This is a genomic window from Spiroplasma endosymbiont of Thecophora atra (genome assembly GCF_964019735.1).
Taxonomy (GTDB): domain Bacteria; phylum Bacillota_I; class Bacilli_A; order Mycoplasmatales; family VBWQ01; genus Spiroplasma_E; species Spiroplasma_E ixodetis_A.
On record NZ_OZ026464.1, the window covers coordinates 634,730 to 659,654 of the forward strand.

Below are 24,925 nucleotides of genomic sequence, written 5' to 3' on the forward strand. Positions count from 1 at the left end.
TAAATTTATTGTAAATATATTTAAAAAATTAATTTACTTAATTATTATATAAATATATAAGTGTAATTTTAAATAAAATAAAAATTATTTAAAAAAACACTTTCATATTTGCTATATAATAAACAATTTCAATATAATTAATAGTATAGGTCTCATAAAATAAACGCCTTTAATTTAGGAGTTATTTTGAATTTAAAAGCATACTTGTAAAAATAATCAAAAATAGTACAATTTAAAAGTAAAATTAAGGAAAAAAGGAGTAATTTAATATGAAAACATGAATAAAAACAAATTTTTATAAAATAACATCAATTTTAGCATTATTTTTAGCAACAACTGGATTAATAGTTGGAGCAGTATCACATCATAAAACAAATGATTTAACTTATTATTTAGATTATGAGGGTAATGCGCACTGGGGGGGCAACTATATGAGAATATAAAGTAAGTGATAAACATAAAATATCACTTTATTTTGGATTTAAACCTACATCTGAAAATGATATAAAATGAAACGGAATTTATCCCGATGGATATTTTAGTAACTAACAAATAAATTAAGGAGATATTAATAATATGCTTAGTAAAGAATTAGTAATTAAAAAATTAAAAGATAAAATTAAAATATGTGAAAAAATAAAAAAAGAAAATCAACTAAAATTAAAAAATAAAAAATTGAAAAATACTGATGAAATAACAGAATTAAAAAATATGGAAATGATAGTCTTTAATGACTTTGAAATTCAACTTTGAAAAAAATTCATTAAAGAAATAGAAAATGGTGACTTTGATAATAAATTACAAAATTAAATATATTATATTAAATTTCAATATTTATATAAGAAATATTTTCATTATATTTGTCAAATAAATTAATATTGGTTAAGTTTATTTCTTTTTTATCTGTTATTAAAATTAAATCATAATTACCAGCACCAAATATCCCACTAATTTCTAACCGATTTAAGTTATTAATCGGATTTTCAATTTGTAATTCAAATTCATTACTATTATCAATTTTAAAAATTTCTTTATAAAATTCTAATTTAGAAAATAATTGTGATTTATTTGAACCATATAAATTTAAAGAATCTTCAATTTTTATTTTATCAATAATTGCTCTTGTAAAATATTTTCCATACTCACCGTTACCAAGTGTTCAATCAGCAGGAATCAATGATGGAATATTATTGCTTTCTAATTCATTTGTTATAGATAATCAGTTAAATTGATTATCATCTAGTTTGAATAATTCATTTTGACTAATATCATTATTTTTTAATTTAATATTATTTATATCAATAAAATCAAAATATGCAGATTTTAATATTACTTTTGCATCTTTAAATTCTCAAACTTTATCAGGTGTAGAATGTATAGGATTTGATTTTAATTCAAAGTAATAAGGCAATAATAATTTATAGTCATCATTTAAACCATTATTAATAGAGATAGTTGAATAAATATTTTTTGATATCATAATAACTATTTGTTTAAATATTTGAACTTGTGGTAAATTTATATAATTTGGGTAATCTAACTCTCATTGTTTAAATAAATTAGTAATAACATCGCTTGGTTTTTGATTTTCAAATTTATTACGTAATTTTGCAATGTCTTCATTAAGTTTTGATTTGTCAAAACCATCAAAATTCCTATTATAAGTATATGTATAAGTTAGCATATCTAATAATACTTTTTGTAAACTATCAATTGTTGGTCTATCTTTTATTTCTAATTCAACATCATGAAATTTATTTGTTGTAGAAATAAATAAATTATAGTTACCTGCTAAAAATCATGACTCTAATTTTGTATCTTTTAATTCTAGTTCATCAGATAATGGTCATACTTTTGAATTTTTAGTAACATCATAACCAATTTTAGCATTAGTAACTCTTGCATTATTAATAATTTCTTTTCTTGTTTCACTTCCACCACCAATAGCAATTAAATCTAAAACTGATTTTTCTTGTTCTATAAATTGTTTTGCTAATTTTCAAGGTAAAATTTGTTCACTAAATCATTGTTGTAATATTCTAACTTTTGGTTGAGTTTCAATAGGCATTGATAACAGCGGAAATGCTATTTTATCTTTAACAAATAATTTAGGGTATACTTCCATATTGTCAACTTCACCAAGTACTTTTATATTACCAAAAATCATGCTTCTAGGGGCTTTAATTTTTAAACCAGTTACTTTTGTATCTTTATCTAATGGTTTTTGTAATTTAATAATAATGGGATAACCATCTCTTGTTTTAAAATCTTTAATTTTAATAATAGTAATACTTTTAGTACTTCTTGATTTTGGATTTTGATAAGGTTGTGAATAATTATTTATGATATATAAATTATCAATATTATTTTCAGTTAATGGTTCATTAATAGATACTGCATATAACTTAAATTGATTTAATAAATTTATTTCTTGAAAAATTAAATTTTTAATATCAGTCATACTATATTCAATTGTATTATCATTAATATTAGGACTTGCTCTTTGATTTAATTGCATAGTAAAGTCTGATGTTTCAACAGCAGTAGTTTTTAATACTTTTTCAATATCAATAAAACCTATTTTAATAGTATTTGCTGAAAATTTTAAACTATTATTTTCATTATTTTTAAATAAACGCTCAATTTCATAAATATATAAAGTTCTTTTTTTAAATTCATCGTATGCTCTATTAATATCTGGGTCACTACTAGCACTCATCATATTAGTAAAATCATAAGGAATATTATCAATTAAATAATCATTTTCTACTTCTGCTTGATTAAGTTTAGTTTGTTTCTGTGGAAACTTCGTTTGTGGTTTGTTTTTGTTTTCCATTGTTCTCTCCTATTAATTGGTTATTTTCGGGATTAAATAGTTTTAATTTAACTGTTAAATTATTAAGTTTTTGTTCATCATTAATATTAAATGTTTTACTATTTAATAAATCTTTATCAATTTTCACTAATATTTGAATAAATTTAAGAATATCAATATTAAATTGTCATAATTTTTGTTCAATATAATTAATAGTTGAAATATTTACTGCTGTACTTTCGGGAACTGATTGTTGTGCTGATTTCTTTTGACTTGGAATATGAATACCACAACGTTTAAATATTTCATTAACATTTCAATCATATATATCAGTTAAATTTTTACCTTTAAAGTTACTATTTGTCATATTGATATTTTCGTTTTGTTCGTTATTATCTCCGCCACTTTTAAAAATATAATTTTTAGTAACCAAAGTTCTTACTGCTTCTTCTAATGTTGATTGAACATTACCATAAGTTTGATTAAAAATAAACTTTGGTGAGTTTAAAATAGTATCTAAAACAATTTGTTCATAAATAACATCTAATGCTTTAATTTTATCCATTACTTTATTACAATCTGCTAACTCATTTGCTTTATTACGCATAATTGCTATTGGAATATAATTAATATTTAATGTTTGTTCTTGTTCTAAATTGGGATTATTAATATATTCTTTAAAAGATAATGGAAATTGTTTTTTACTATCATTAACACTATAAATTGCACGGTTAATTGTGACTTGTTCATTATTTAATGTATAAATTTCAAATAATCTTACCATTTGTGCATTTTGTTCATAACTATCATAAAAAATAGTGCATTGAATTAATTTACCAGTAATATCATAAACTCTTTGTTGTATATCTACTACTTGAAAATATAAGTCATCATTAGCAATATAAATTAAATAACCACTAATTCCTAATTTGCTTAATTTAAAAATAGAGTTTCAATTTTTTCTATAAAATTCTTGTTTAATTAAATATTGTTTAATAGTTTCATTATTAATATCTAATGGAGCATTATATAAATTAGCGTTATTTTCTGCTACAAAATCAGTAAAATAAGTTTCATGATTAAAATCATTAAAACCAAAATAATTTAAAATTGAAGCATGTGTACTTTTATTTTTATTAGTTAAAAATTTTATTTTTTCATTTTGATTATCACTAATATTACTTTTTTCTTTTCTTTTAAATAGACTTAACATAATATTCATCACCTTTTTTTAAAATATTTGATTAATTTTTAATATGATTTTTACAATGATAAATATAATTAAACCTGCTGTTGCTGATGATAAAATTACTCCTATTAAACCTAAAATAATTTTTATAATTTTAAAAAACATAATATTATTCCTGTAATTCTTCTAATTTTTTAAAAATATAATCTCTACCCATACCCCACATTATTCTATTATTATAAATATTAATTTCAGTATCCGCATTAACATTATTATTTGATATTCATAAACTACTTTTTAAAACATTTGTATCTAATTGATAATAAAAATTAATTATTTGTCAACTATAATTTTTATTATTTTCTTTACTAGTATAATCACCAAAACTATAATATATTCTATAATGTGTTTTATCTTTAAATATATATTCTATATGTGTAATATTATTTTTATCTACTACGACTTTACCTACTTCTTTTCAATTTGAACCACTTGGACTTGGTGTTGGAGGAATATCTTTTAATTCAATATCTCAATTATTTTCTTCTATTTCATTAGTTTCTAAATTTTTTGAATTAATTTTTATAGGTTTATCTATATTAATTACACTTGGTGAAGTAATATCTAATGTATTACTTTTAATGCTATAAATTTTATTACTTGTTTTAGGCTTATATATTTTAGTTCCTAGTTTATTTCCATCTAGATTAGTTACTATTCAAGAATTACCATCAAAATATGATAGTATTAATTCATCATTTTCGGGTTGGACACTTAAATGAGCTTTAATTTCATTAGTAGAATTTGAGTAATAACCTGCTGAATCAATAGCTACATTATGGGCTGTTGGTACTGCACCATAAAAGAAAAATACTCCTTTAAGTCCTTGACTGCTTGACATATTAGGTGACCAAAAAATTTGATAATATGTATTTCTTGTTAAAATCATTGATTTTTGCTCTTCTCATTGTGGATTATTTAAAAAATCTTGTGGTGTTATTAAATAAGAACTTACAGATATTACATTATCTTCTGTAATATTAATGCCATGGCCAGTAATTAATTTATTTTGTTTAGTATTAGTTAAGGCTGTAATATTTTTTTGTTGTTTAGCAGAAAAATCACAGGTTGGTGCATGTGTAAAATCACCAATTTGTGGATTATTTTGTAATGCTTCAGGTGGTAATGTTCCAATTTCATCTGGTCAATCTAAAATCATTGTTTCAGTTTCTTTATCATAACCAGTTGCAACATAACCTTTATTAACAAATTTACTAATAGGACCTCTATATATTTCATTTTCATTATCATCAACTAAATCATCATATAATTTAATTTGTTTTAATAATGTAAATTCTTTTTGTTCTTTAATTAATTCATCAACTTGATTTCTAGTATAAAATGCTTTTAAGTCAATTTTTTCAACATCTATTTCATCATCATTATAACTTGAAAATATTTGTTTTAATTCTGTTAATCTTGCTCATATTTTCATTCTACTAGGTGCTAAATCTCAAACATTAATTGTAGGAGTACTATTTGCACTAAATTGAGTACCATTATTAAATTGAATAGTAGCATCAACATTAAATTCAATTGGTGTACGATTAAATACTCAATGTTCAACCATTACATAAACCATATCTCTTAATGTTTCTTTAATTAATTCATCTTTAAAACTATCAAAAGGAAATTTAGATAAAATAAAATCAAGATAAGCATTAATATCATTTTGAGCACGAATAGCAAAAGTTTTAAATCAATCATTAACATTAGGTCATGTTTGTATGTATTGCTGTGGTGTTTCTGTAATTTTTCCAGTTAATGGATATCAGTTATTATAATTTTCAAGACTGACATCAGTTCAAAGTTTATTAATCATAATTTATCATTCCTTAAAAAATGCTTGTTTATAATGATGAGTATGTTTTTTTGTTTTTTTATGTGTTATATGTTCAATTTCTTTTTGTATTTTATTTTTACCTTTTTTTATTTTTTTCTTACTTTTTGTTACAACTTGACTATATGCAAACTTTTCTAAATGATGTAATAATCCAGTACCAAATAAAGTATTAACACTAAATTTTAAACCAACATTTTTAAATGATTTGTTAATATTTTCAATAGGATTATTAATAACATTTACTACTTTATGATAAGTTCTAATAGTTCTAAATATTTATCTATATACTTTAAAACTATCTCTAATTACTTGTTGCACCACTGGTGGAGCAAATGCTATTGCTTTTAATCATTTATTTTGATTAACTCCATAACCAATGTATCAACCACTATATCAACGATATCAATGGAATGGATGTATTTGAGTAACAAAAGTTTTTGATTTAAGAATACTATCAACAACTGTAATTGGTTTATATTTAGGATTGCGATGATAAATAGTAATTGCACATTTATCTAATGACAAAGGTTGAATTTTACAACCCATAAATACTGGTGAATTTAATGGAATTAATTGTGCGTGTTTAATTGCTCTTTTTTCTGCACTAGTAAATAAATCAGTTGCTTTTTCTTTTAATTTCTGAATTTTTTCAAATACTTGTTTTTCTAACTTTTCAAATTTTTCTTGTAATTTATATATACTTTCTCGTATTTTTTCAAAATATGGTGTATCTTTTCAAAATTTATTTAAACCTTTTTTTAAATAAAATCTAATATCAAAATATTTAAAAGTTTGATTTGCTTTTAAAACAAGTTGATGAATAACATTATTTTTAAAATTAAATTTAATAGCATTAGCACGAATTTTTTGTAAATCTAAAATTAAAGTTTTTCCATATCTATTTTCTGTATGTATTGTATGAACTAAATTTAATCAATCATGTTGATTCATTTTTAATACTTCTTTTAAATCAGTATTAATTTTTTTTAAAAAGTTATTTGCTTTTTCAATATCTTTAATTTTAAATTTAGGAGTTAATTGTGGACTTAATTTTATTAATGTGCTAAATTGTAAAGGTAAGTGCAACTAAATTATTTTTCTATCCAAATATTCGATTGGTGAAAGATAATTTAGTATTTTTCTTGGTCTTTGGTTTAAAGACAATATAAATTTATGAACTTCATTTTTATTAGTTTTTGAAAAAATAAATTTTTTAGGAAATTTTTCTCTAATTAAACCATTAGTATTTTCATTAGTACCTCTTTGTCAAGGTGAATATGGATTGGCAAAATAAATTTTTATATCTAAATTTTTTTCAAGTTGTTGTCAATTTGAAAATTCTTTGCCACGATCAAAAGTAATAGTTTTAACAATGTTTTTAGGAAGAATTGATAAATAATAACTAACATTTTTATTAATAACTTTAGTAGTTCTGTTTTTAACTAATATTGCTAAAGTAAATCGTGATACTCTTTCAACTAAAGTTATTAAACATGATTTGCTTTTACCTCGTGATGATACTATAGTATCTCCTTCTCAATGACCAAGTGTTATACGATCATTAACATTTATATCTCGTTCTTTAATTGATTTACCATTAAACTTGCCACGATTTTCTTTAGATTTTCGTTTTTTACCTTTTCTTCTTAAATTTTTACTAGTAACTTTATCAAGCATTCCAAAATAAATTCAAGTATAAATTGTTTTAAAACTAATAACTCACTCTTTATGAAAATTTTTAATTCTGCCATAAATTTGTTCAGGTGATCAACCTAATAGTAATTTTTGTTGTACATATTTTACTAAATTCTTATTTTTAAACTTATGAAAACTAATATGTGATTGTTTTCGATTTTCAGCTTTATTTTGTGCAATTAATGAAAAATAATGATTATTATCTTTATTTCTATTAATTTCTCGAATAATAGTACTAATACTTCGATTAAGATTTTTAGCTATTTCACTAATTTTAAATTTAAATTTCAATTGATTCTCAATATAAATCCTTTCATCTATGCCAAGATGTTTATAACTCATATAAAAACTCCTTACTTTTTTCTAAACTAAATTTAGCATTATGAAATTTTTATATGAGAATTTTTTGCAATTTTATTTACTTGCACTTACAAGTATAACTCAGCATGTATTTTGTAATAATAAGTGTTCCATTAATTTTTCTGTTTCTAGTTTTTGAAAATTATTCTTATATTGTCTTTCAGCAACATATCCTAAATCTCGTAATACTGTTTCACGATTAGGAGTAAAACTATACTTCATTAAATAACGTTTATTACCAATAATTTTATCTGTTAAAATTTCTTTTCCACTTACTTGACTAATAATTTCTTGTAAGTTTTTTGCTTCTTTAATACCAACTTGTTCTAATGTTTTAGTTTTTTGTGCTAACTTAATAAATTTAGTTGTACGATAACCACGACTAATTTTATTAAGTCCAGCAAATGCTGGTAATATATTAAAAAAAGTATTTAATGGTGTTACATTTCCTTTTAAATAATCATAAACTTGATTAATAGTAAAATCAGTTAAAAATTCTACACCAACAGCACTAATACTAGCAATTAAATCACTTGCACCTAATCCAAGGGCTACACTTTCACTTAATCCACCAGTAAAAGGAGCAAGTGCTACTGCTATAACTTGTACACCAATCATTTCTAAAATTTCTCATCAAAAACTTTTGTTTTCTTGTTGGTTACTTGTTCTAGTATGTTTTGGTTTATTTATGTTTAAAAGTATTGCTGTACTAGTTGTACCGATTGGCATAATATTAATTTCCTTTATTTAAGAGTTATTTTAATTGGATTTGTTGTTCCTTTATAATTTAAGTCATTAACATTAGCAGTAATGGTTATATATAAGTCACCTGCTTTTTGTTTTTGATTACTTACATTAGTTTTTCCTTGTGCATCACTAAAATATTTAATAGTTGGATTTGTTAAATTAGGATTTAATGATTTAAGTTCATTAGTACTTTTTATTTGTGTATTTAATTCACTATTATTGTTATTAACATTTGCAGCAATATCAGTTGTTAAACTTGTAATTTTAGTTTTTAAATCATTTTTATCATTATTAACAATTGCACATAACATTCAGCGTGAAGTTGTTTCTTCATCTGTTATATAGGGTATTGATTCACCAGTTACTTCTCTACCAACTAAATATCTTCTTCCAACTTTACCATCAGCAATATCTTGAACATATACAACTGTATTTTGTAACATATATCTTTTCATTGCTCTTGGTGTTGCTAAAACAAAAGACATAATTTTAGTTTCATTATTATCAGTAAATGTCATATAATCATCCATTACAATTTGACATAGTACACCTTTGATGTATAAATCATTTCCATTTAATCTTAATTGTTGAGCAATTTGATTATCAGTAATTAGACCTTTATTATTGGCTAAATAAACAATAGTATCATAAAGATTATTAGTAATAAAAAAACGACAATTATTACTATTTCTTAGTTGAAATAAAGTATTTCAAGCATCTAACATTGATTTTAAATATCCTAATGGTGTTTTATCAGTAATGTCTATTTTAGTTGCATATTTTGCAATTACATTTGTATCATTATTTGCTAAATAATCTGCTAAGTCATTAGCAACTTCATATTGCATTGTATTTAATAAATTTTGTCCATTTTCAGCATTTAAATCAACATTAGCAATTATTTCACCCGCAACCGCTTCTTCTTTAATTTCTTTTAAAATTTTAACAGTTTCAGCATAACTAACATCTAATCCTTTGCTTTTATCATTTCATTTTAATACTTTAATTTCTGAATTTTTTGGTTTTTTAACTATAAATTCAATTTTTGTTGAATTAACCATTTCGATAGGAAAAAAACTTGCTCATGGTGAATTTGATTGTTTATAAAATTCTATAAACTCTGGTGCTTCTACTAATTTTTCGGTATTATCTAAATTTTTATTGAATTGTATTGCCATTTTTTGATTTCCTTTCTGTTATAAATTATTATTTTTTTTATAATCCAATAATGTACTTTTTATTGAATTTTGTTGATTTGTTATTATTGTTTGTTGTTTACCACCTGTATTAATTATTTCTTTAAATACTGGTTGTTCTTTAATAATTTTTTTAATAGTTTCTTCAATTTTTGAATTTTCTAAATTATTAGTTTTAAATTTTAAAAAATCATAAAATTCAGTTTTAACTTGATATTTTTTAAATATATTAATTATTTCTTTTTCTTTAATTTCTTGATTAAGTTTATTTAACTTATTTTCTGCTTCATTAACTTTATTTTCTATTTCTTGTTGAGCATTATTTTCAGTTAAAGGTTCAGTTGTTTGTTGAACATTATCTTCATTTTCTAACATTTACATCACTCTTTATTATTTATTTTCTTTATTAATTTTTTCATTTAATTTTGCTAATTTTTTTTGATGTTTTATAATTTTGTTATTTGCTCTAACATGTTTTGGAGTTGTGATAAATCTTTTTAATAAAACAATAATTTCTCTGCAAATTAATGTTCCAACACTTGTTCCAATAATTATTAATTCATGTAAAAATTCTTTCATCTGAATATTTTCCTTTCAATTGTTTATTTTTAATTATTCATCAAATTGACCACCATTAATTCTTTCAATCATTGATTGTGAATTACTTATAATTTCTACTAATACAGATATTTCTTTATTGAATTCTTCTATTCTTTCTTTATATGTTTTTATTTCCTGATTATAATATTCAATTATTTTTTCTTTATTCATAAATTATTCACCTCCTTTATAAACTCATGTGATTATAATCTCAATTTAATGAAGCATTATCATAATTTAATGGTACTTCGCTCATATTATCACTACCATATTGACTAGTTGTTTCACTATTAATAGTAAGTCTATTGTCATTAATTAATCTTGTAGTTTCATCATTAAATGATGTTTCTTGCATTTCTTGATTATGATGTGTTGTTTCCATAGGTAGTAAATTATTGATTATTTCACTTGCACCAGCAATAATAGTAGGTACTGCATAAGCATTATTAAAATCATTATTAATTCCCATTGCAACACCACTTGATATTAAACATCCACCAGTAGCCATATTACAAATCTTTCTTATCGCTTCAAATTTATTAGGTATTAACTCAGTTAATCCACTAATAAGATTTGAAATACCATAAGCATTTAATGAAATATAAGTATCTCAATCCATTAATGACTGATGTTCTTGTTTATTTAATAATAATCATGGAGGACCCTCAGTTGTAGTTGTAGTAGTTATTGGCATTGGTGTTGTTGGAATAATAGGATTAATATTATTTTCTGTTCATTTACTATAATTTGCTAAACCAATTGTTCCTAAACCTAGTAATATTTTTTTACAACTATTAATTAATTTAGTTTTAGTATTTGGTCTTTGATTTAAATTTCAAATATCTAAACCTAATTTTTTACCAAATAATAAACTATTAATTGAACCTAATACTGGATTTGCAATTACTTGACCATAATAAGCACTTGTACCAATCATTGCACAAATTGGACTTATACCAGTTCTTATTAATTTAGTTAAAGTATAATTTGATTGATTTTCTATATTTGGCATTTTTTTCTCCTTTAATTTTCTAATTTTTTAATTGTTACTTTAATTCAACCTTGATATACATCATTATCACCAACTATTAATGCAACATTACTTTCGGGGTCAGAAACAATTATGTGTTTGGATTTAACATTTGGGTATTGTCTTAAAATAATTGCTCTAATATCATTACTTGTATGAATTGCTTTTGGAAATGGTAACAATATTTCAATTTCATCTTTATTTTCAAACAAAGTAGGTAATATTATCATTAATGTTCATCTCCTTGATTACAATATTTTTCACAACAGTTATCACAATATCCTTTATCACATTTTATTGCTTCATCTTCATAACAAAAACACATTAGTCAAATTCTCCATTTTCAATTCTTTCTTTTAAAGAAAAGACATATTCTGTATAAGTTCTATGTGGATTTTTATCATTTATAATTTCATTGATATCTAAAATTAATTTTTCTTTATTCATAATTTAACCTTTCTTTCCTAACTTTTTTATTTTGTTTTTGTTTACATAAGTTATTACATTTATGAGCAAAAACTCTACCATAACCACATTTATTATTCTTTTTAATTTTTATTATCATTATAAAATTCATTACTTTCTAAATATTCTAATATATTTGCATAAGTATCTGCTTTTGATTGAAATCATTTGTCTTCAACTTGATTAAAATTATTATAAAATTCAGATAAAAAAGATACTAATTTTTCTTTATTAATACAATTTTTATGTCTTGATTTATTAATTTCATCAACTTTAATTCTATGTTCTTTACAATATGCTCTACAATATTCATCAAATTGCTCTTCTGTCATATTTTCACATTGTCTTTGTCTTTGTTCATTTTTAATTTCATCATAATGTGGTTCATGAATAAATTTTTCAAATGTTATTGTTTCAGTTCATGTACATCTATTCATTATTTATTCTCCTTATTTTTAATTTGATTAGCAATTTCACTTAATATTTTCAATACTTTATATTCATTTTTTAATTTTTTAATAATAAATATTAAAAATATTATTAGTGTTATACTTGTTATTAATATTGGTACTATTAATAAAATTTTTCATAATATCATTTTTTACTCTTTTCATTTTTTAAATCATTTAACATTAATTGAACAAAATGCACGATTTTTAAGAATATTTAAAGTGTTAAAGATTTGACCAGTTACAATAATTTCATCATTTTTGTTTAATAAAATACAGCGTCTATAAAGTTTTGGGTTATTAAAAATTAAAGTAACATAATTTAATCCATTTCATTGACCACGAACACTATAATATAATTCCTTATTACCTTTTTCGTAATATTTTGCTTCAATAGTGTTACTTAGTTTTACTTTTAATTTGACATAATTTTCTTTATCTTTCATTTTTAGAATTCCTTAAATAATTATCAAAAATCAATATTTTCTTATGATTTTTTAAATAATATTGAATATGCTTATAAGCATCTTGTTCATGTTTTGTTAATTTTATATTTCCTTTATAATTTGTTATTTTATTTTTATTTTTTGGGTGGTTTTCTAGATAATCTCAGTTAAAAACATCTTGAACTAATACCATTAATGCACCAATAATTTTAGGTGTTGCTAATGGATTAGTTAATAATTGTTTTGAACTTAAAAAGAAATTTTCTGCAATAACTAATATTTTTTTATCAATAAATTTTTCTTTAATTAATTGCAATTTTTCTTTATACATATTTTTAGTTCATAAAACAGTTAATGTATTAAATGTTTCATTAAAAACAATATTATTAGTTTCACTTGAATATATAACCATTCCATTATTACCAATTCCAGCAGGGTCAATTCCAATAATTAAGTCATATTGCATTAATTAAGTTAACCTCTAATAACCGTTTTAATAATTTCTAAATCACAATTACATCAACAATATTTACATTCTTCAATAAATTCTTTATGACCACAAACTAAATTATCTTTTTTTAAATCATCAATCAGTTTAATTAGCCCTATTTTAAATTCAATATCATCACTGTCTGGTATGCAAATCGTTCCTCTTTTAGTTAAATATTCTTTATCCATATTTATACCTCCTACTTAACTTAATATTTAAAATACAGTCATAACAAATTGCTTTACTATTTTTATCTCTTAAAAAATATTTTCTTGTTTTTATATCATTAGTATTAAAGAATAAATAATCTAATTTATTTTGTTTATATGTTCAACAAAAATACTTTTTCATTATGATTTGAAATTCCTTTCCTAATATGTTCTGTTGCTTCTAGCATAAAGAACATATATTTTGATTTTTAGATTATTAATACTACTACTATTCGTTTTATTCATTCCAGTAATTCTGGGCTCAAAAATTTTTTCAAAAAAATAAAAAATAAAACCAACACTTGCTCACTGGGGAGTGGCAAGGTTGGTTAAATAAAGAATAGAATTAATACAATAGGTCCCTACAACAGGTCTATATATACTAGTTTCCAATTCGCTCCCACCCCAAGAATTACCATTAATGGTTAGTATATTTTATTAGGTATCACTCCACTTTTTATTTATCCATGCAAGTCCACATACTAGCTACTATTTTTAACAACTGTGTTGTAGTTCACTTTTTTAGTTCCCTAACACGTGTTGATAATAGCGTTAAAGACGGTTATTAATTATTAACTTCTCCTACTTGGTCACTGCGTGTAGTAGATATTTAAAGGATGTTAATAATAAAAATTTTAAAATTTTACAATTACAAAAAAAGACAAGATTATTTCTTGTCTTTTTCCTTGTTAATAATTTTTATTTTATCTTTTAAATGTATATTTTTTAAAATACGTCGAATATAAATTTAAATTTAAGGGTAAAAGAGAATTTAATTTGTCTATCATCATTTTTAAATGGTAATTTTGGAAATAAGTTACTAATATGATAATTAATTATTTCGTAAATTTGACAACCGCCCAAAGAATTAAATCGAAAATTTAAAAGAAATAAATTTTCAAAAAAATATTACCAATCAATCAATAAATGAAACGAAAAATGACAAGAAAATATTGCATTTTCAAAATATTTAGAACCTAAACATATAAAAAAAATAAAAGATGTTTTTACTGAAAATAAAAAAGAAAAGTATCAAATTGAATCCGAAGAAAAAACAAAAGAAATATGATCAGAATTTCAAGAATGAAAAAATAAACTAAAAGAGTTAGAAAAAGAAACTAGTGAAACTAGAGTAAATGGATTTATTCCAGAAGAAGATAATAGACAAAAATCACCAGCTAGAACTATGAAAAGAATGGGTCTGTAACTTTAAAAAAATATTACAACTTTAATTTACCAAATTTATTACTCTATACACAATATTGAAAATTTGGTAAATTAGTTTTATTTTTTATTTGAAAGTTATATAATAACACATAAGTAGTTACAAAATACTTAGATTTTAGAGAAAGGAGAAAGTATTAAAGAAGGGAGAAATAGAAAGAAATATGCAATTTTATTTACAAGCTGATGTTGGTCAAGCTGTTATAAATACATTAAAAGCTTGAGGATTTTGAAGTACAATTTTAGCAACGATATTTGTAATTTTTTTAGGTTGATTTTTAACGAAGAGAGGGACATTTAAAAAAGACTGAGAAGCGGTTTTAATTAAAATTGTTATGGTTGTTGGTTTACCATCTTTAGCTTTTGATGGTTTTATGACAAATACAACAACAGAGCAAGTTAAAACGCAAGTTGCAATTTTACTAGTTGGTTTTTTATTCTATATGATACTGGGAATAGTTGCTAAATATTTTTATATTAAATATGATAAGGATATTCAAGATACATTAGCAATGTGTACTGTATTTGCTTCAACAACATTTTTTGGAATTCCTGTAGTAACAGTACTATTTGATAATGGAGCTGCCACCTTACCGGCTAATATTTTTAATATTCCATATCGAATATTTTTATATTCATTAGGGTTTATTGTAATGAGCAAACCTATTAAAGCAGCAGTAGTAACAAAAGGACAAACTGGTGCTGATTTTATTGTTGATACAAAACTAAATATTGATGCATATGCACAAATTAAATCAGAAATGAAAGTAATAAAAAGAGAAAATTTAATAAAGAATGTAAAGCAGATTTTTTTAAATCCAATTTTAATTGCAACTATGGTTGGATTTATTTTTTGAGTTACACAATTAATTCCTGGAATTGCTATTGTTCCTGATCAAAATGATATTACTAGTGGTCAATATTTTTCACCATTACGATTAGATAATACATTTCCACCATTGTTTAAAGTAACAAAAACTTTAGAGGCATTATGTACGCCATTAGCATGATTGGCAATTGGAATTACTTTAGCAAAAGGTAATTTTAAAGATGCTGCACAAGATAAAAAAGTATGATTTGGAATGGTAATGAAAATTATTTTTGCACCATTATTTGGATTAGCATTAGTTTGTGCAGTTGCGGCAATTGGAAAAGAAACTGGAGCATGAAAATTAGATACTGTTGGATTAGGCGTTATTGTAATTATGTTAGCAGCCCCCCAGCATCAGTTATTGTTGCCTATTCAATTGCTTATAAAAAACAGCCATTGTTAACAAGTAATTTAACATTAATTGCTACATTATTTTCAATTATTTCATTACCATTTTGAGTAATTATTACTACAGCGATTGGCGCAACACCGTTATTTAGTTAAAATATAAACAAAAGAAAGGGAATAAAAATATGGCAAAAAAAATTAAAATGGTTTGTTATGGTGTTCGTAAAACAGAAAAGCTTTTTTTGAACCATTAAATAAAAATTATGGATATGATTTAACGTTAATTGAAGAGTATTTAACAAAGGATAATATTGAAACGGCAAAGGGACATGAAGCAGTAATGGTTCGTGCTAATTGTGACTGTTATGAGCAAAATTTATTAAAAATGAAAGAATATGGCGTTAAATATTTATTAACTAGAACTGTTGGTTATAATCATATTGATTTAAAAAAAGCTCATGAATTAGGTTTTGAAATGGCATATGTACCTGGTTATTCGCCCAATGCTGTTAGTGAATTAGCAGTAAGTATGGGAAACGGCTTACTTCGAAATTTATTTTATAGTGCTAATCATCAACAAAATCATAATTTTAAAATTGATGATTTTATGTTTGCCAAAGAAATTCGTAATTCAACAATAGGTATTATTGGAACTGGCCGTATTGGTTATCAAGCAGCTAAGACATGACATGGAATGGGAGCAAAGGTATTGGGATATGATATTTATGAAAGTGATCAAGCAAAAAGTATTCTAACTTATTGTGATTTAAAAACTTTACTTAAAGAATCGGATTTAATTTCATTACATTGTCCATATATTAAAGAAGAAAATTATCATTTAGTTGACAAGAATTTTTTAGCAAAAATGAAGCCTGGATCAGTTTTAATTAATGTAGCTCGTGGTGAATTAATGGATTTAGACGCAGTTTATGATGCAGTTAAAAGTGGTCATTTAAAAGGTGTTGGTTTGGATGTTTTAGAAAATGAAAGCAAAGTTTTTTTCAAAGATTTTGCTGGAAAACCAACTCCCGATAATATTACAAATAAATTATTATCATTATATCCGCGTATTATTGTGACACCACATATTGGATCATATACTGATGAAGCTGTTAAAAATATGATTGAAATTACTTATGAAAATTTAAAAGTAATTTTATCTGGTCAAGAATGTAAAAATAAAATTTAATTTAATAATTGATTATAGTTATTTTACATACTGTATATGAAAAAGGTAATATAAATTTTAAAATATACTGATCTATTATGTTATAATAACATCAAACTTAATATAAGTTTTTTACCTATTTACTTTAAAATAAAGTAAATAGGTTTTTTATTCTAAATTTCAAATAAGAAAGATTAAAAGATATGTCCATTATAGAAAAAAGAGAAAAATTAAATAATAAAGTAAAAAATAATGTTACTCCCATTGAACTTATTGCAGTGGGTGCTGCAGCGGGTAGCACTATTGGAATTATTACTGGTGCTGCAAAAGTTGTTGGTATTGGTGTTGCGGCTGTTAATTTAGTTGCTTCTACGGTTGCTAATGTTGCTACTAATGTGGCCTCTATTACTTGTGCAGCCGGAGGAGTTGCTATTCTTGGTGCTCCTACTATTATTGGTTTAGTTGCTGGGGGAGTTGCTGTTGGTGCCATTAGTGGTGCTATCGGTGGTGGTGTTGAAATAACTCAAATGTTAGCAAAAAAAGATGATGAAAAACAAGAAGAGCAAAAATTAGATTTTGAAGATTCAAAAAAATTATAAATTCAAATTTAGAAAATTTATATTCTTCAACAAGTGTATACAATTCTAATACATCAACAATGTAAAAGGTAATTTATTAAAACATATCAATTTCTTCTTTACTAAAAAATAAAATATATTTTTTAAATTTATTACTTTAAAATAAAGTAATAAATTTTATTTTAATTTTATAGTAGAAAAATGAAAAAATTATTCTTTTTATTACACATTTTTACACTAATAATTTTATATTTGCTAAATTGTAAAGGTAAGTGCAACTAAATTATTTTTCTATCCAAATATTCGATTGGTGAAAGATAATTTAGTATTTTTCTTGGTCTTTGGTTTAAAGACAATATAAATTTATGAACTTCATTTTTATTAGTTTTTGAAAAAATAAATTTTTTAGGAAATTTTTCTCTAATTAAACCATTAGTATTTTCATTAGTACCTCTTTGTCAAGGTGAATATGGATTGGCAAAATAAATTTTTATATCTAAATTTTTTTCAAGTTGTTGTCAATTTGAAAATTCTTTGCCACGATCAAAAGTAATAGTTTTAACAATGTTTTTAGGAAGAATTGATAAATAATAACTAACATTTTTATTAATAACTTTAGTAGTTCTGTTTTTAACTAATATTGCTAAAGTAAATCGTGATACTCTTTCAACTAAAGTTATTAAACATGATTTGCTTTTACCTCGTGATGATACTATAGTATCTCCTTCTCAATGACCAAGTGTTATACGATCATTAACATTTATATCTCGTTCTTTAATTGATTTACCATTAAACTTGCCACGATTTTCTTTAGATTTTCGTTTTTTACCTTTTCTTCTTAAATTTTTACTAGTAACTTTATCAAGCATTCCAAAATAAATTCAAGTATAAATTGTTTTAAAACTAATAACTCACTCTTTATGAAAATTTTTAATTCTGCCATAAATTTGTTCAGGTGATCAACCTAATAGTAATTTTTGTTGTACATATTTTACTAAATTCTTATTTTTAAACTTATGAAAACTAATATGTGATTGTTTTCGATTTTCAGCTTTATTTTGTGCAATTAATGAAAAATAATGATTATTATCTTTATTTCTATTAATTTCTCGAATAATAGTACTAATACTTCGATTAAGATTTTTAGCTATTTCACTAATTTTAAATTTAAATTTCAATTGATTCTCAATATAAATCCTTTCATCTATGCCAAGATGTTTATAACTCATATAAAAACTCCTTACTTTTTTCTAAACTAAATTTAGCATTATGAAATTTTTATATGAGAATTTTTTGCAATTTTATTTACTTGCACTTACAAGTATAACTCAGCATTTATTTTATTTTTAATAAATAAAATAAATAATTGTTTTTTTTAAAAAATATTATATAATTTTATTTGTATTATTTAACTTAAAGTTTAGTATAAATAAACAAAAGGAGAAAATAATCAATATGAAAATTGGAAGAAAGTTAAAAACTTTAAGATTGAAACACAATTTAACTATGGAAGAGTTAGGGAAACGTTGTGATTTATCAAAGGGATTTATTAGTCAGTTAGAGCATGATGTTTCTTCACCCAGTATTGAAACACTAAAAAGTATTTTAGACATTTTTGATTGTCCATTATCAACCTTTTTTGCTGGTGAAGTAAAAGAAAAAATAGTTTTTAAATCACAAGATGTTACTGTTAGTGACGAAGAAGATTATCAAATAAAATGAATTATTCCTAATGCTCAAAAATTAACATTAGAACCAGTAATTTTAACTTTAAAACCATTTGGTAATTCAAATAAAATTCCGCCATTTCAAGGTCAGATCTTTGGATATGTATTAAGTGGAACAGTATTTGTTCATTATGGTGCAACGAGAGTAAAAGCAGTAGCTAATGAAGCATTTTATATTAAAGGTAATGAAAAACATTATTTAGAAAATCCCAATAATTCAATTGCAACTATTTTATGAGTTTCAAATCCACCAATTTTTTAAACCATTTAAAGGAGGAAATTATGAGTGTAAATATTTTAGAATTACGTAATATTACCAAAGAATATGATGGTAAAGTTGTTTTAAAAGGAATTAGTTTAAATATTCATGAAGGTGAATTTCTTACCATTCTTGGTCCTAGTGGTTGTGGAAAAACAACATTATTAAGGATTATTGCTGGTTTTGAACAACCAAACAATGGTCAATTATTGTTTAAAGGTAAGGATTTAACTAAAATTCCAATTCATAAAAGAGAAATAAATACTATTTTTCAAAATTATGCTTTATTTCCACATTTAAATGTTTTTGATAATATTGCTTATGGTTTAAAGTTAAGAAAAATTGATCGTGAAAAAATCAAAAAAGAAGTTAAAAAAGCTTTAGATTTGGTTAAATTAAATGGTATGGAAGATAAAGATGTTAATGATTTATCTGGTGGTCAAAAACAAAGAGTAGCAGTAGCTAGAGCATTAGTTCTTAATCCTAAAATTTTATTATTAGATGAACCTTTTGCTGCTTTGGATTTGAAATTACGTCAACAAATGCAAGTAGAATTAAAAAAAATTCAAGAAGAAATTAATATTACTTTTATCTTTATTACTCATGATCAAGAAGAAGCATTTATTATGTCAGATCGGGTAGTTGTTTTAAATCAAGGTCAAATTCAACAAATTGGGACACCACAAGATATTTACAATGAGCCTGAAAATAAATGAACATCACAGTTTGTTGGTAGCTCGAATGTTATTGAAAATGGTGTATTTGTTAATGATTATTGTGTTCGTTTTGACGGTAAAAAATTTGCATGCTCTGATACTGGTTTTGGTGAACAAGAACGTAATATTGATATTGTTATTCGACCAGAAGATATTGATTTAGTTAATGCAGGTAGTGGTTTTTTTGATGGAACTATTAAAACTATTGCTTTTAAAGGATTATTATGAGAAATTGAAATTATTGCTAATAAACGCAAATGGATAGTTCATACTACTGATAATTTTGAAGTAGGTAACCGTGTTGGTTTAAAATGAAATGTTGAAGATATTCATGTTATGTGAAAGGAAATTGAAGAGTAAAATGAAAAATTTGTTTAAACGTAATATTAAAACACAAATTTTAAAATCACAAGATATGTTAGTTAATAATTCAAATCCAGAAAAAATTATTGATAATCAAAATAAAAAAAAGTATAGATTTAAAAAATGGTTTAAACTTAAAAAAAATAATGTTTCTTTACAAGAGGTAGCAAAAAATAAATCGAAAATGAAACGAGTAAAAAAGAAAAAAGCATTGTTATGTTGAAAAAAAACAAACCAAAAAATAAGTTTTATTAAAAATAAAATCAAAGATAAATCAGTAAATTTTGGTTTTAAATCATGAGTTACGCTTGCTTATCCATATTTATTGGTGATGGTAATTTTAATTGTATTGCCATTATTAATTGTAATTTTATATTCAATTATTAAAGCAACTAATAATGCTTGAATATTTCGTTTTACATTTAGTAATTTTAATGATTTTTTTAAAGAAAATAGTTATGTTATGGTTTTATTACGTTCAATTGGTTATTCATTTGTTGCCACTTTAATTGCTGTTATTTTTGGTTATCCCATTGCTTATATTATGGCTTTTATGTCCACAAAAATTGCTTCAAAAAATATTTGAGTTTTAGTTACTTTACCAATTTGAATTAACATTTTATTACGTACAATTGGATTACAAATTATTTTTAGTATTTTAGGTCCTAATGTTTTATTAGGAACTCCAATTGGTATTATTTTAGCAATGGTTTATATGTTTATGCCTTTTGTTATTTTACCAATTTATAATTCTTTAGAAAAAACAGATCGCAATTTATTAGAAGCAAGTCAAGATTTAGGAGCTTCTAAGATGAAAACATTTTGAAAAGTTACCTTTCGTTTTTCAGTGCCTGGTATTGTTTCTGGTTTTACTTTAATGATGTTAAGTGCTATGACTTCACTAGTAGTAGTTAAATATATTGGTGAAGGAAAAACTATTTTAATTGCAAATATTATTGAATCATATTTTTATCGTGGTGCTAATTTTGCTTATGGTGCTGCTATTTCTGTTATTTTAGGTATTATTGTTTTAATTATTATTTTTACTTTAAAAGCGATTGGTAGTTGAGCTACTGGTAAAAAAATAGGAGGTATTAATTAATGAGATCTTTTTTTAAAAATAGTTATTTAGCTATTATCTTTTTATTATTTTATACTCCAATTTTAGTTTTAATGATATTCTCTTTTAATGGTGGCGATTCAGTTCGCAGTTGAAATTCTTGATCATTGCAACCTTATTACGATTTATTTCAACAAAGTGAACTTTGAGAATCGGTTAGTGTAACATTAATTGTTGCTTTTATTTCTACTTTTGTTGCTGTTATTATTGGTACGTTTGCTGCTTTGGGTTTAAGTAAAACAAAAAAAATAACACGTAATATTACTTTAGGGATTACTAATATTCCTTTAGTTAATGCTGATATTGTTACTGCTGTTTCTTTAATGTTATTATTTATGGCATTTGGTTTTAGTTTTGGTCTTGGAACATTAATTTTCGCTCATATTTCTTTTAATATTCCTTATGTTATTATTACTGTTTTACCAAAAATTAGATCAATAAATATGTCACAATTAGAAGCAAGTCAAGATTTAGGAGCGACCCCTTGATATACGCTACGTAAAATTGTATTACCAACAATTAAACCGGCAATAATTGCCGGTGCAGCTATTGCGTTTGCTATGAGTTTTGATGAATTTTTAATTTCTTATTTTACTGGCGGTAATACTTCTAACGTTTCAACTTTTATTTATTCTTTAAAACGAATTAAGCCTTATATTAATGCTTTTTCAACAATAATTATTTTATTAATTGCAGTACTTATTATTTCTTGAAATACTTATATTCTTTGCAAAAAACAAATTAAACAACGTAATGAAAAAATTGATAAAGGTATTTATCATGATAAAAAAATTATTAAAACTGAGAAGTTGTTAACTAAATATTATTTACAATTAAATGGTTTTAACTATAAAAAGGTTAAGAGTAAAGGTAGAAAACGTAAATCATTATATAGTGATGGTAATTTTGAAATTGTAACTGAGCAAGATATTATTAAAATTCAGGATTATATTAAAAATCACCCGAAACTTATTAATCAAATTTCTAAACTTGAAGCAAAACTTGAGATGGAATCAATTTGAATTGAACATATAAAGAATAAGATTAAAAAAAAGAAAGAGTTAAAAGAAGAACGCTCAAAATCAAGAAGAGAGAAATATCGTTTTTTACTATGACCGTGAAAATTAATTATGATTAGTATCATCTTATTATCAAGTTTTATTAGTTTGGGTGCTTTCTACATTTATACTAATGTTTATGATTTATCAATTGCTAATTGAGGCGAATATATGAATCCCAATATTTTAAAAGAATTTGAAAATAAATATCAAGTTAAAATAAAATATTCAACTTTTGATGATAATGAATCATTGTATGCTAAATTGTATACTACTAGTTATGATGTAATGGTTCCTAGTGATTATATGGTGGCTAAATTAGCAAGTGAAGATAGACTTTTTCCAATTGCATCAAAAAATTCTGCAGGTGATATTGAATATGATAGTAGAATTGATTTTAATCCCAAAGAAGATATAAATCATGATTTATATGAATTAATGAATAATTATCGAGTTGAAAATAGTGATGGAATTTTAAATAAATTTGGTTTAAATAGTTATAGTATTCCTTATTTTTGAGGTGATGTTGTATTAGTAATTAATACTACTAATACAAATAATCTTAGTGATCTTGGTATTAAAGCTGATGGTTCAAATGTTCAATGAAGTGTTTTAACAGATGCTGCAAAATTGGGTAAACGTATCGTTTTAAATGATGATATGCATAACTTATTTATGACTGCGCTTACTGATTTACACTATAAAAATAAATGAGGAGAAAATACTGGTTCAGGTCAATATAATCAAGTAGGAAATGAATTTTCTGATAATATTAATGCTCATAGTCCAATTGAAATTAAAGATGCAAGTGATTGGTTAGAACCAGTTATCAAAAATAAAAATACAAAATTATTAAATGATGATATTGTTGATGAAATTAGTAATGAAAATAAGTGGGATGTAGCAATGATGTATAACGGTGATTTATTATCTGCAATTGCTGATGATCCTGCTTCTTATAATGGTAAGTACCTTGTTGTTAGACCATATATGGGGACTAATGTTTGAAATGATGATATGGTAATTAGTAAAGATTCTCCTCATAAAGATTTAGCTTTTAAATTTATTAATTATATAATGCAAAAACAAACACAAGTTGATTTAAGTAGTGAATTTGGTTATACCTCACCTTTACAAGCAGCTATGGATGAAGTTAGTACTAATTTTTCAGCAGAAATTTGAAAGCATGTATATATTCCAAAACATGGTCAATTACCTGATCCATTAGATCCAAGTAAGCATCATGAAGGATATTTTAACGGTTTATATACTCGTAGTTTTGACCCACAAATGCAAACTGCTTATAATAGATTATTAGCACGTTAATAAAATAAATTGTAATATTAAGTTTAAAAAAATATAAAAAAATATTGTAACTTATAGTATAATTTAATACGAAAGGGGTTAATTCATTGTGGCACGTCGTAAAAAGTGAGAAAAAGAAGACAAAGAAAAAATATGAAACTATTCTATTCAAAAAATGGAGAAATATTTTAAAGGATTATCTGAATTTTGAACATTGAATGTGCAAGCTCCTTGTCCATGATGTTGTTTGCCAATGATAAAAGGTGCTTATCAAGGTGAACAACCAACTTCAGCATTTGCTTGAAATATTGATCACATTGATGGTGATCCAAATAATAATAGTTTAGAAAATTTACAACCAATGCATGTTGAATGTAATATTAAAAAAAATTAATCATAAATTAAAAATTCAATGACTATTTAATTCAATCATTGAATTTTTAATTTAATTTTTATCTTAATTAAGAAAAATTATTTTGAAAATTATTTTACTATTAGTGTTCTTTTTAATTAAAAATATTCAATCTTTTTTTAAAAAGAATATTGTCTTTTTTTATAATAAGTGTAATATTATTTTTAAGGACAGAGTATTTC

At 23.6% G+C, this 24,925-nt stretch carries 30 protein-coding genes and 1 pseudogene; 10 read left to right on the plus strand and 21 right to left on the minus strand.

The window, feature by feature from the left end; all coding sequences use genetic code 4:
- The first annotated feature begins 269 nt into the window (after positions 1-269).
- A complete protein-coding gene (locus AACL05_RS03620; protein WP_338962734.1) occupies positions 270-443 on the plus strand; it encodes a hypothetical protein in 174 nt (57 codons plus the stop codon).
- 133 nt (positions 444-576) lie between these two features.
- Positions 577-810, plus strand: coding sequence for a hypothetical protein (locus tag AACL05_RS03625; RefSeq protein ID WP_338962736.1), 234 nt, complete (start codon positions 577-579; stop codon positions 808-810).
- A 10-nt stretch (positions 811-820) separates the two neighbouring features.
- Here AACL05_RS03625 and AACL05_RS03630 read toward each other — a convergent pair whose 3' ends face one another.
- From AACL05_RS03630 to AACL05_RS03725, 20 genes are all read right to left on the minus strand, one after another.
- Positions 821-2,836 carry a hypothetical protein gene (locus tag AACL05_RS03630; protein WP_338962737.1) on the minus strand — a complete coding sequence of 672 codons (2,016 nt, stop codon included), beginning with the start codon at positions 2,834-2,836 and terminating at the stop codon, positions 821-823.
- A complete protein-coding gene (locus AACL05_RS03635; RefSeq protein WP_338986298.1) occupies positions 2,787-4,028 on the minus strand; it encodes a hypothetical protein in 1,242 nt (413 codons plus the stop codon). Before AACL05_RS03635 ends, AACL05_RS03630 begins: the two co-directional genes overlap by 50 nt.
- An 18-nt stretch (positions 4,029-4,046) precedes the next feature.
- Positions 4,047-4,169, minus strand: coding sequence for a hypothetical protein (locus AACL05_RS03640; protein ID WP_255495924.1), 123 nt, complete (start codon positions 4,167-4,169; stop codon positions 4,047-4,049).
- A gap of 4 nt (positions 4,170-4,173) precedes the next feature.
- Positions 4,174-5,886, minus strand: a complete 1,713-nt coding sequence (locus tag AACL05_RS03645) for a hypothetical protein (protein WP_338962742.1) — start codon at positions 5,884-5,886, stop codon at positions 4,174-4,176.
- A gap of 297 nt (positions 5,887-6,183) precedes the next feature.
- Positions 6,184-6,993 carry a hypothetical protein gene (locus AACL05_RS03650; RefSeq protein ID WP_338986300.1) on the minus strand — a complete coding sequence of 270 codons (810 nt, stop codon included), beginning with the start codon at positions 6,991-6,993 and terminating at the stop codon, positions 6,184-6,186.
- Positions 6,994-7,944: an IS30 family transposase gene (locus tag AACL05_RS03655; protein WP_338960236.1), complete on the minus strand. Its 951-nt coding sequence runs from the start codon at positions 7,942-7,944 to the stop codon at positions 6,994-6,996.
- Positions 7,945-8,016: 72 nt separating this feature from the next.
- Positions 8,017-8,691 carry a hypothetical protein gene (locus AACL05_RS03660; protein WP_338986302.1) on the minus strand — a complete coding sequence of 225 codons (675 nt, stop codon included), beginning with the start codon at positions 8,689-8,691 and terminating at the stop codon, positions 8,017-8,019.
- Between the two features lie 14 nt (positions 8,692-8,705).
- Positions 8,706-9,887, minus strand: a complete 1,182-nt coding sequence (locus AACL05_RS03665) for a hypothetical protein (RefSeq protein ID WP_338986304.1) — start codon at positions 9,885-9,887, stop codon at positions 8,706-8,708.
- An 18-nt stretch (positions 9,888-9,905) separates the two neighbouring features.
- A complete protein-coding gene (locus AACL05_RS03670) occupies positions 9,906-10,280 on the minus strand; it encodes a hypothetical protein (RefSeq protein WP_338961095.1) in 375 nt (124 codons plus the stop codon).
- 15 nt (positions 10,281-10,295) lie between these two features.
- Positions 10,296-10,484, minus strand: coding sequence for a hypothetical protein (locus tag AACL05_RS03675; protein WP_174480113.1), 189 nt, complete (start codon positions 10,482-10,484; stop codon positions 10,296-10,298).
- A gap of 33 nt (positions 10,485-10,517) precedes the next feature.
- Positions 10,518-10,676 (minus strand): hypothetical protein, encoded by a 159-nt coding sequence (locus tag AACL05_RS03680; RefSeq protein ID WP_281749444.1) that lies wholly within the window; start codon positions 10,674-10,676, stop codon positions 10,518-10,520.
- A gap of 16 nt (positions 10,677-10,692) precedes the next feature.
- Positions 10,693-11,517, minus strand: coding sequence for a hypothetical protein (locus AACL05_RS03685; protein ID WP_338986307.1), 825 nt, complete (start codon positions 11,515-11,517; stop codon positions 10,693-10,695).
- 11 nt (positions 11,518-11,528) lie between these two features.
- A complete protein-coding gene (locus AACL05_RS03690; protein ID WP_338959408.1) occupies positions 11,529-11,765 on the minus strand; it encodes a hypothetical protein in 237 nt (78 codons plus the stop codon).
- 94 nt (positions 11,766-11,859) lie between these two features.
- Entirely contained in the window at positions 11,860-11,982 is a 123-nt protein-coding gene (locus AACL05_RS03695; RefSeq protein WP_338962757.1) for a hypothetical protein, read from the minus strand.
- Between the two features lie 101 nt (positions 11,983-12,083).
- A complete protein-coding gene (locus AACL05_RS03700) occupies positions 12,084-12,437 on the minus strand; it encodes a hypothetical protein (protein ID WP_338960716.1) in 354 nt (117 codons plus the stop codon).
- Positions 12,437-12,598: a hypothetical protein gene (locus AACL05_RS03705; protein WP_338960714.1), complete on the minus strand. Its 162-nt coding sequence runs from the start codon at positions 12,596-12,598 to the stop codon at positions 12,437-12,439. The genes AACL05_RS03700 and AACL05_RS03705 overlap by 1 nt, the downstream gene beginning before the upstream one ends.
- 3 nt (positions 12,599-12,601) lie before the next feature.
- Positions 12,602-12,895: a hypothetical protein gene (locus AACL05_RS03710; RefSeq protein WP_338962762.1), complete on the minus strand. Its 294-nt coding sequence runs from the start codon at positions 12,893-12,895 to the stop codon at positions 12,602-12,604.
- A complete protein-coding gene (locus AACL05_RS03715) occupies positions 12,885-13,361 on the minus strand; it encodes a hypothetical protein (protein ID WP_338962765.1) in 477 nt (158 codons plus the stop codon). Before AACL05_RS03715 ends, AACL05_RS03710 begins: the two co-directional genes overlap by 11 nt.
- Before the next feature lie 8 nt (positions 13,362-13,369).
- Positions 13,370-13,573 (minus strand): hypothetical protein, encoded by a 204-nt coding sequence (locus AACL05_RS03720; protein ID WP_281748672.1) that lies wholly within the window; start codon positions 13,571-13,573, stop codon positions 13,370-13,372.
- Positions 13,566-13,736: a hypothetical protein gene (locus AACL05_RS03725; RefSeq protein ID WP_338962769.1), complete on the minus strand. Its 171-nt coding sequence runs from the start codon at positions 13,734-13,736 to the stop codon at positions 13,566-13,568. Before AACL05_RS03725 ends, AACL05_RS03720 begins: the two co-directional genes overlap by 8 nt.
- A gap of 1,246 nt (positions 13,737-14,982) precedes the next feature.
- Here AACL05_RS03725 and AACL05_RS03730 point away from each other — a divergent pair.
- The 3 genes and pseudogenes from AACL05_RS03730 (at position 14,983) to AACL05_RS03740 (ending at position 17,804) form a co-directional block, all read left to right on the plus strand.
- Positions 14,983-16,092, plus strand: coding sequence for an AEC family transporter (locus AACL05_RS03730; RefSeq protein ID WP_338962771.1), 1,110 nt, complete (start codon positions 14,983-14,985; stop codon positions 16,090-16,092).
- Between the two features lie 130 nt (positions 16,093-16,222).
- Positions 16,223-17,226 (plus strand): annotated as a pseudogene (locus AACL05_RS03735) (NAD(P)-dependent oxidoreductase).
- A 182-nt stretch (positions 17,227-17,408) separates the two neighbouring features.
- The gene (locus AACL05_RS03740; RefSeq protein WP_338962774.1) at positions 17,409-17,804 is read left to right on the plus strand and encodes a hypothetical protein; all 396 of its coding nucleotides are present in this window, start codon (positions 17,409-17,411) and stop codon (positions 17,802-17,804) included.
- A 257-nt stretch (positions 17,805-18,061) separates the two neighbouring features.
- Here the strand turns inward: AACL05_RS03740 and AACL05_RS03745 are convergent, their stop codons facing one another.
- Positions 18,062-19,012: an IS30 family transposase gene (locus AACL05_RS03745; protein ID WP_338960236.1), complete on the minus strand. Its 951-nt coding sequence runs from the start codon at positions 19,010-19,012 to the stop codon at positions 18,062-18,064.
- 226 nt (positions 19,013-19,238) lie between these two features.
- Here AACL05_RS03745 and AACL05_RS03750 point away from each other — a divergent pair, with 226 nt between their 5' ends.
- The 5 genes from AACL05_RS03750 to AACL05_RS03770 all read left to right on the plus strand — a co-directional run bounded on the left by AACL05_RS03750 (position 19,239) and on the right by AACL05_RS03770 (position 24,725).
- On the plus strand, positions 19,239-19,772 hold the full coding sequence (locus tag AACL05_RS03750; protein WP_174481534.1) for a helix-turn-helix domain-containing protein: 534 nt from the start codon (positions 19,239-19,241) through the stop codon (positions 19,770-19,772).
- A 20-nt stretch (positions 19,773-19,792) separates the two neighbouring features.
- Positions 19,793-20,845: a spermidine/putrescine ABC transporter ATP-binding protein gene (potA, locus tag AACL05_RS03755; protein ID WP_286640486.1), complete on the plus strand. Its 1,053-nt coding sequence runs from the start codon at positions 19,793-19,795 to the stop codon at positions 20,843-20,845.
- Between the two features lies 1 nt (position 20,846).
- Positions 20,847-21,950 (plus strand): spermidine/putrescine ABC transporter permease, encoded by a 1,104-nt coding sequence (potB, locus tag AACL05_RS03760; protein WP_174481536.1) that lies wholly within the window; start codon positions 20,847-20,849, stop codon positions 21,948-21,950.
- Positions 21,950-24,352, plus strand: coding sequence for an extracellular solute-binding protein (locus tag AACL05_RS03765; RefSeq protein ID WP_338986308.1), 2,403 nt, complete (start codon positions 21,950-21,952; stop codon positions 24,350-24,352). Before potB ends, AACL05_RS03765 begins: the two co-directional genes overlap by 1 nt.
- Before the next feature lie 88 nt (positions 24,353-24,440).
- Entirely contained in the window at positions 24,441-24,725 is a 285-nt protein-coding gene (locus AACL05_RS03770) for an HNH endonuclease signature motif containing protein (RefSeq protein WP_252319983.1), read from the plus strand.
- Positions 24,726-24,925: the final 200 nt, after the last annotated feature.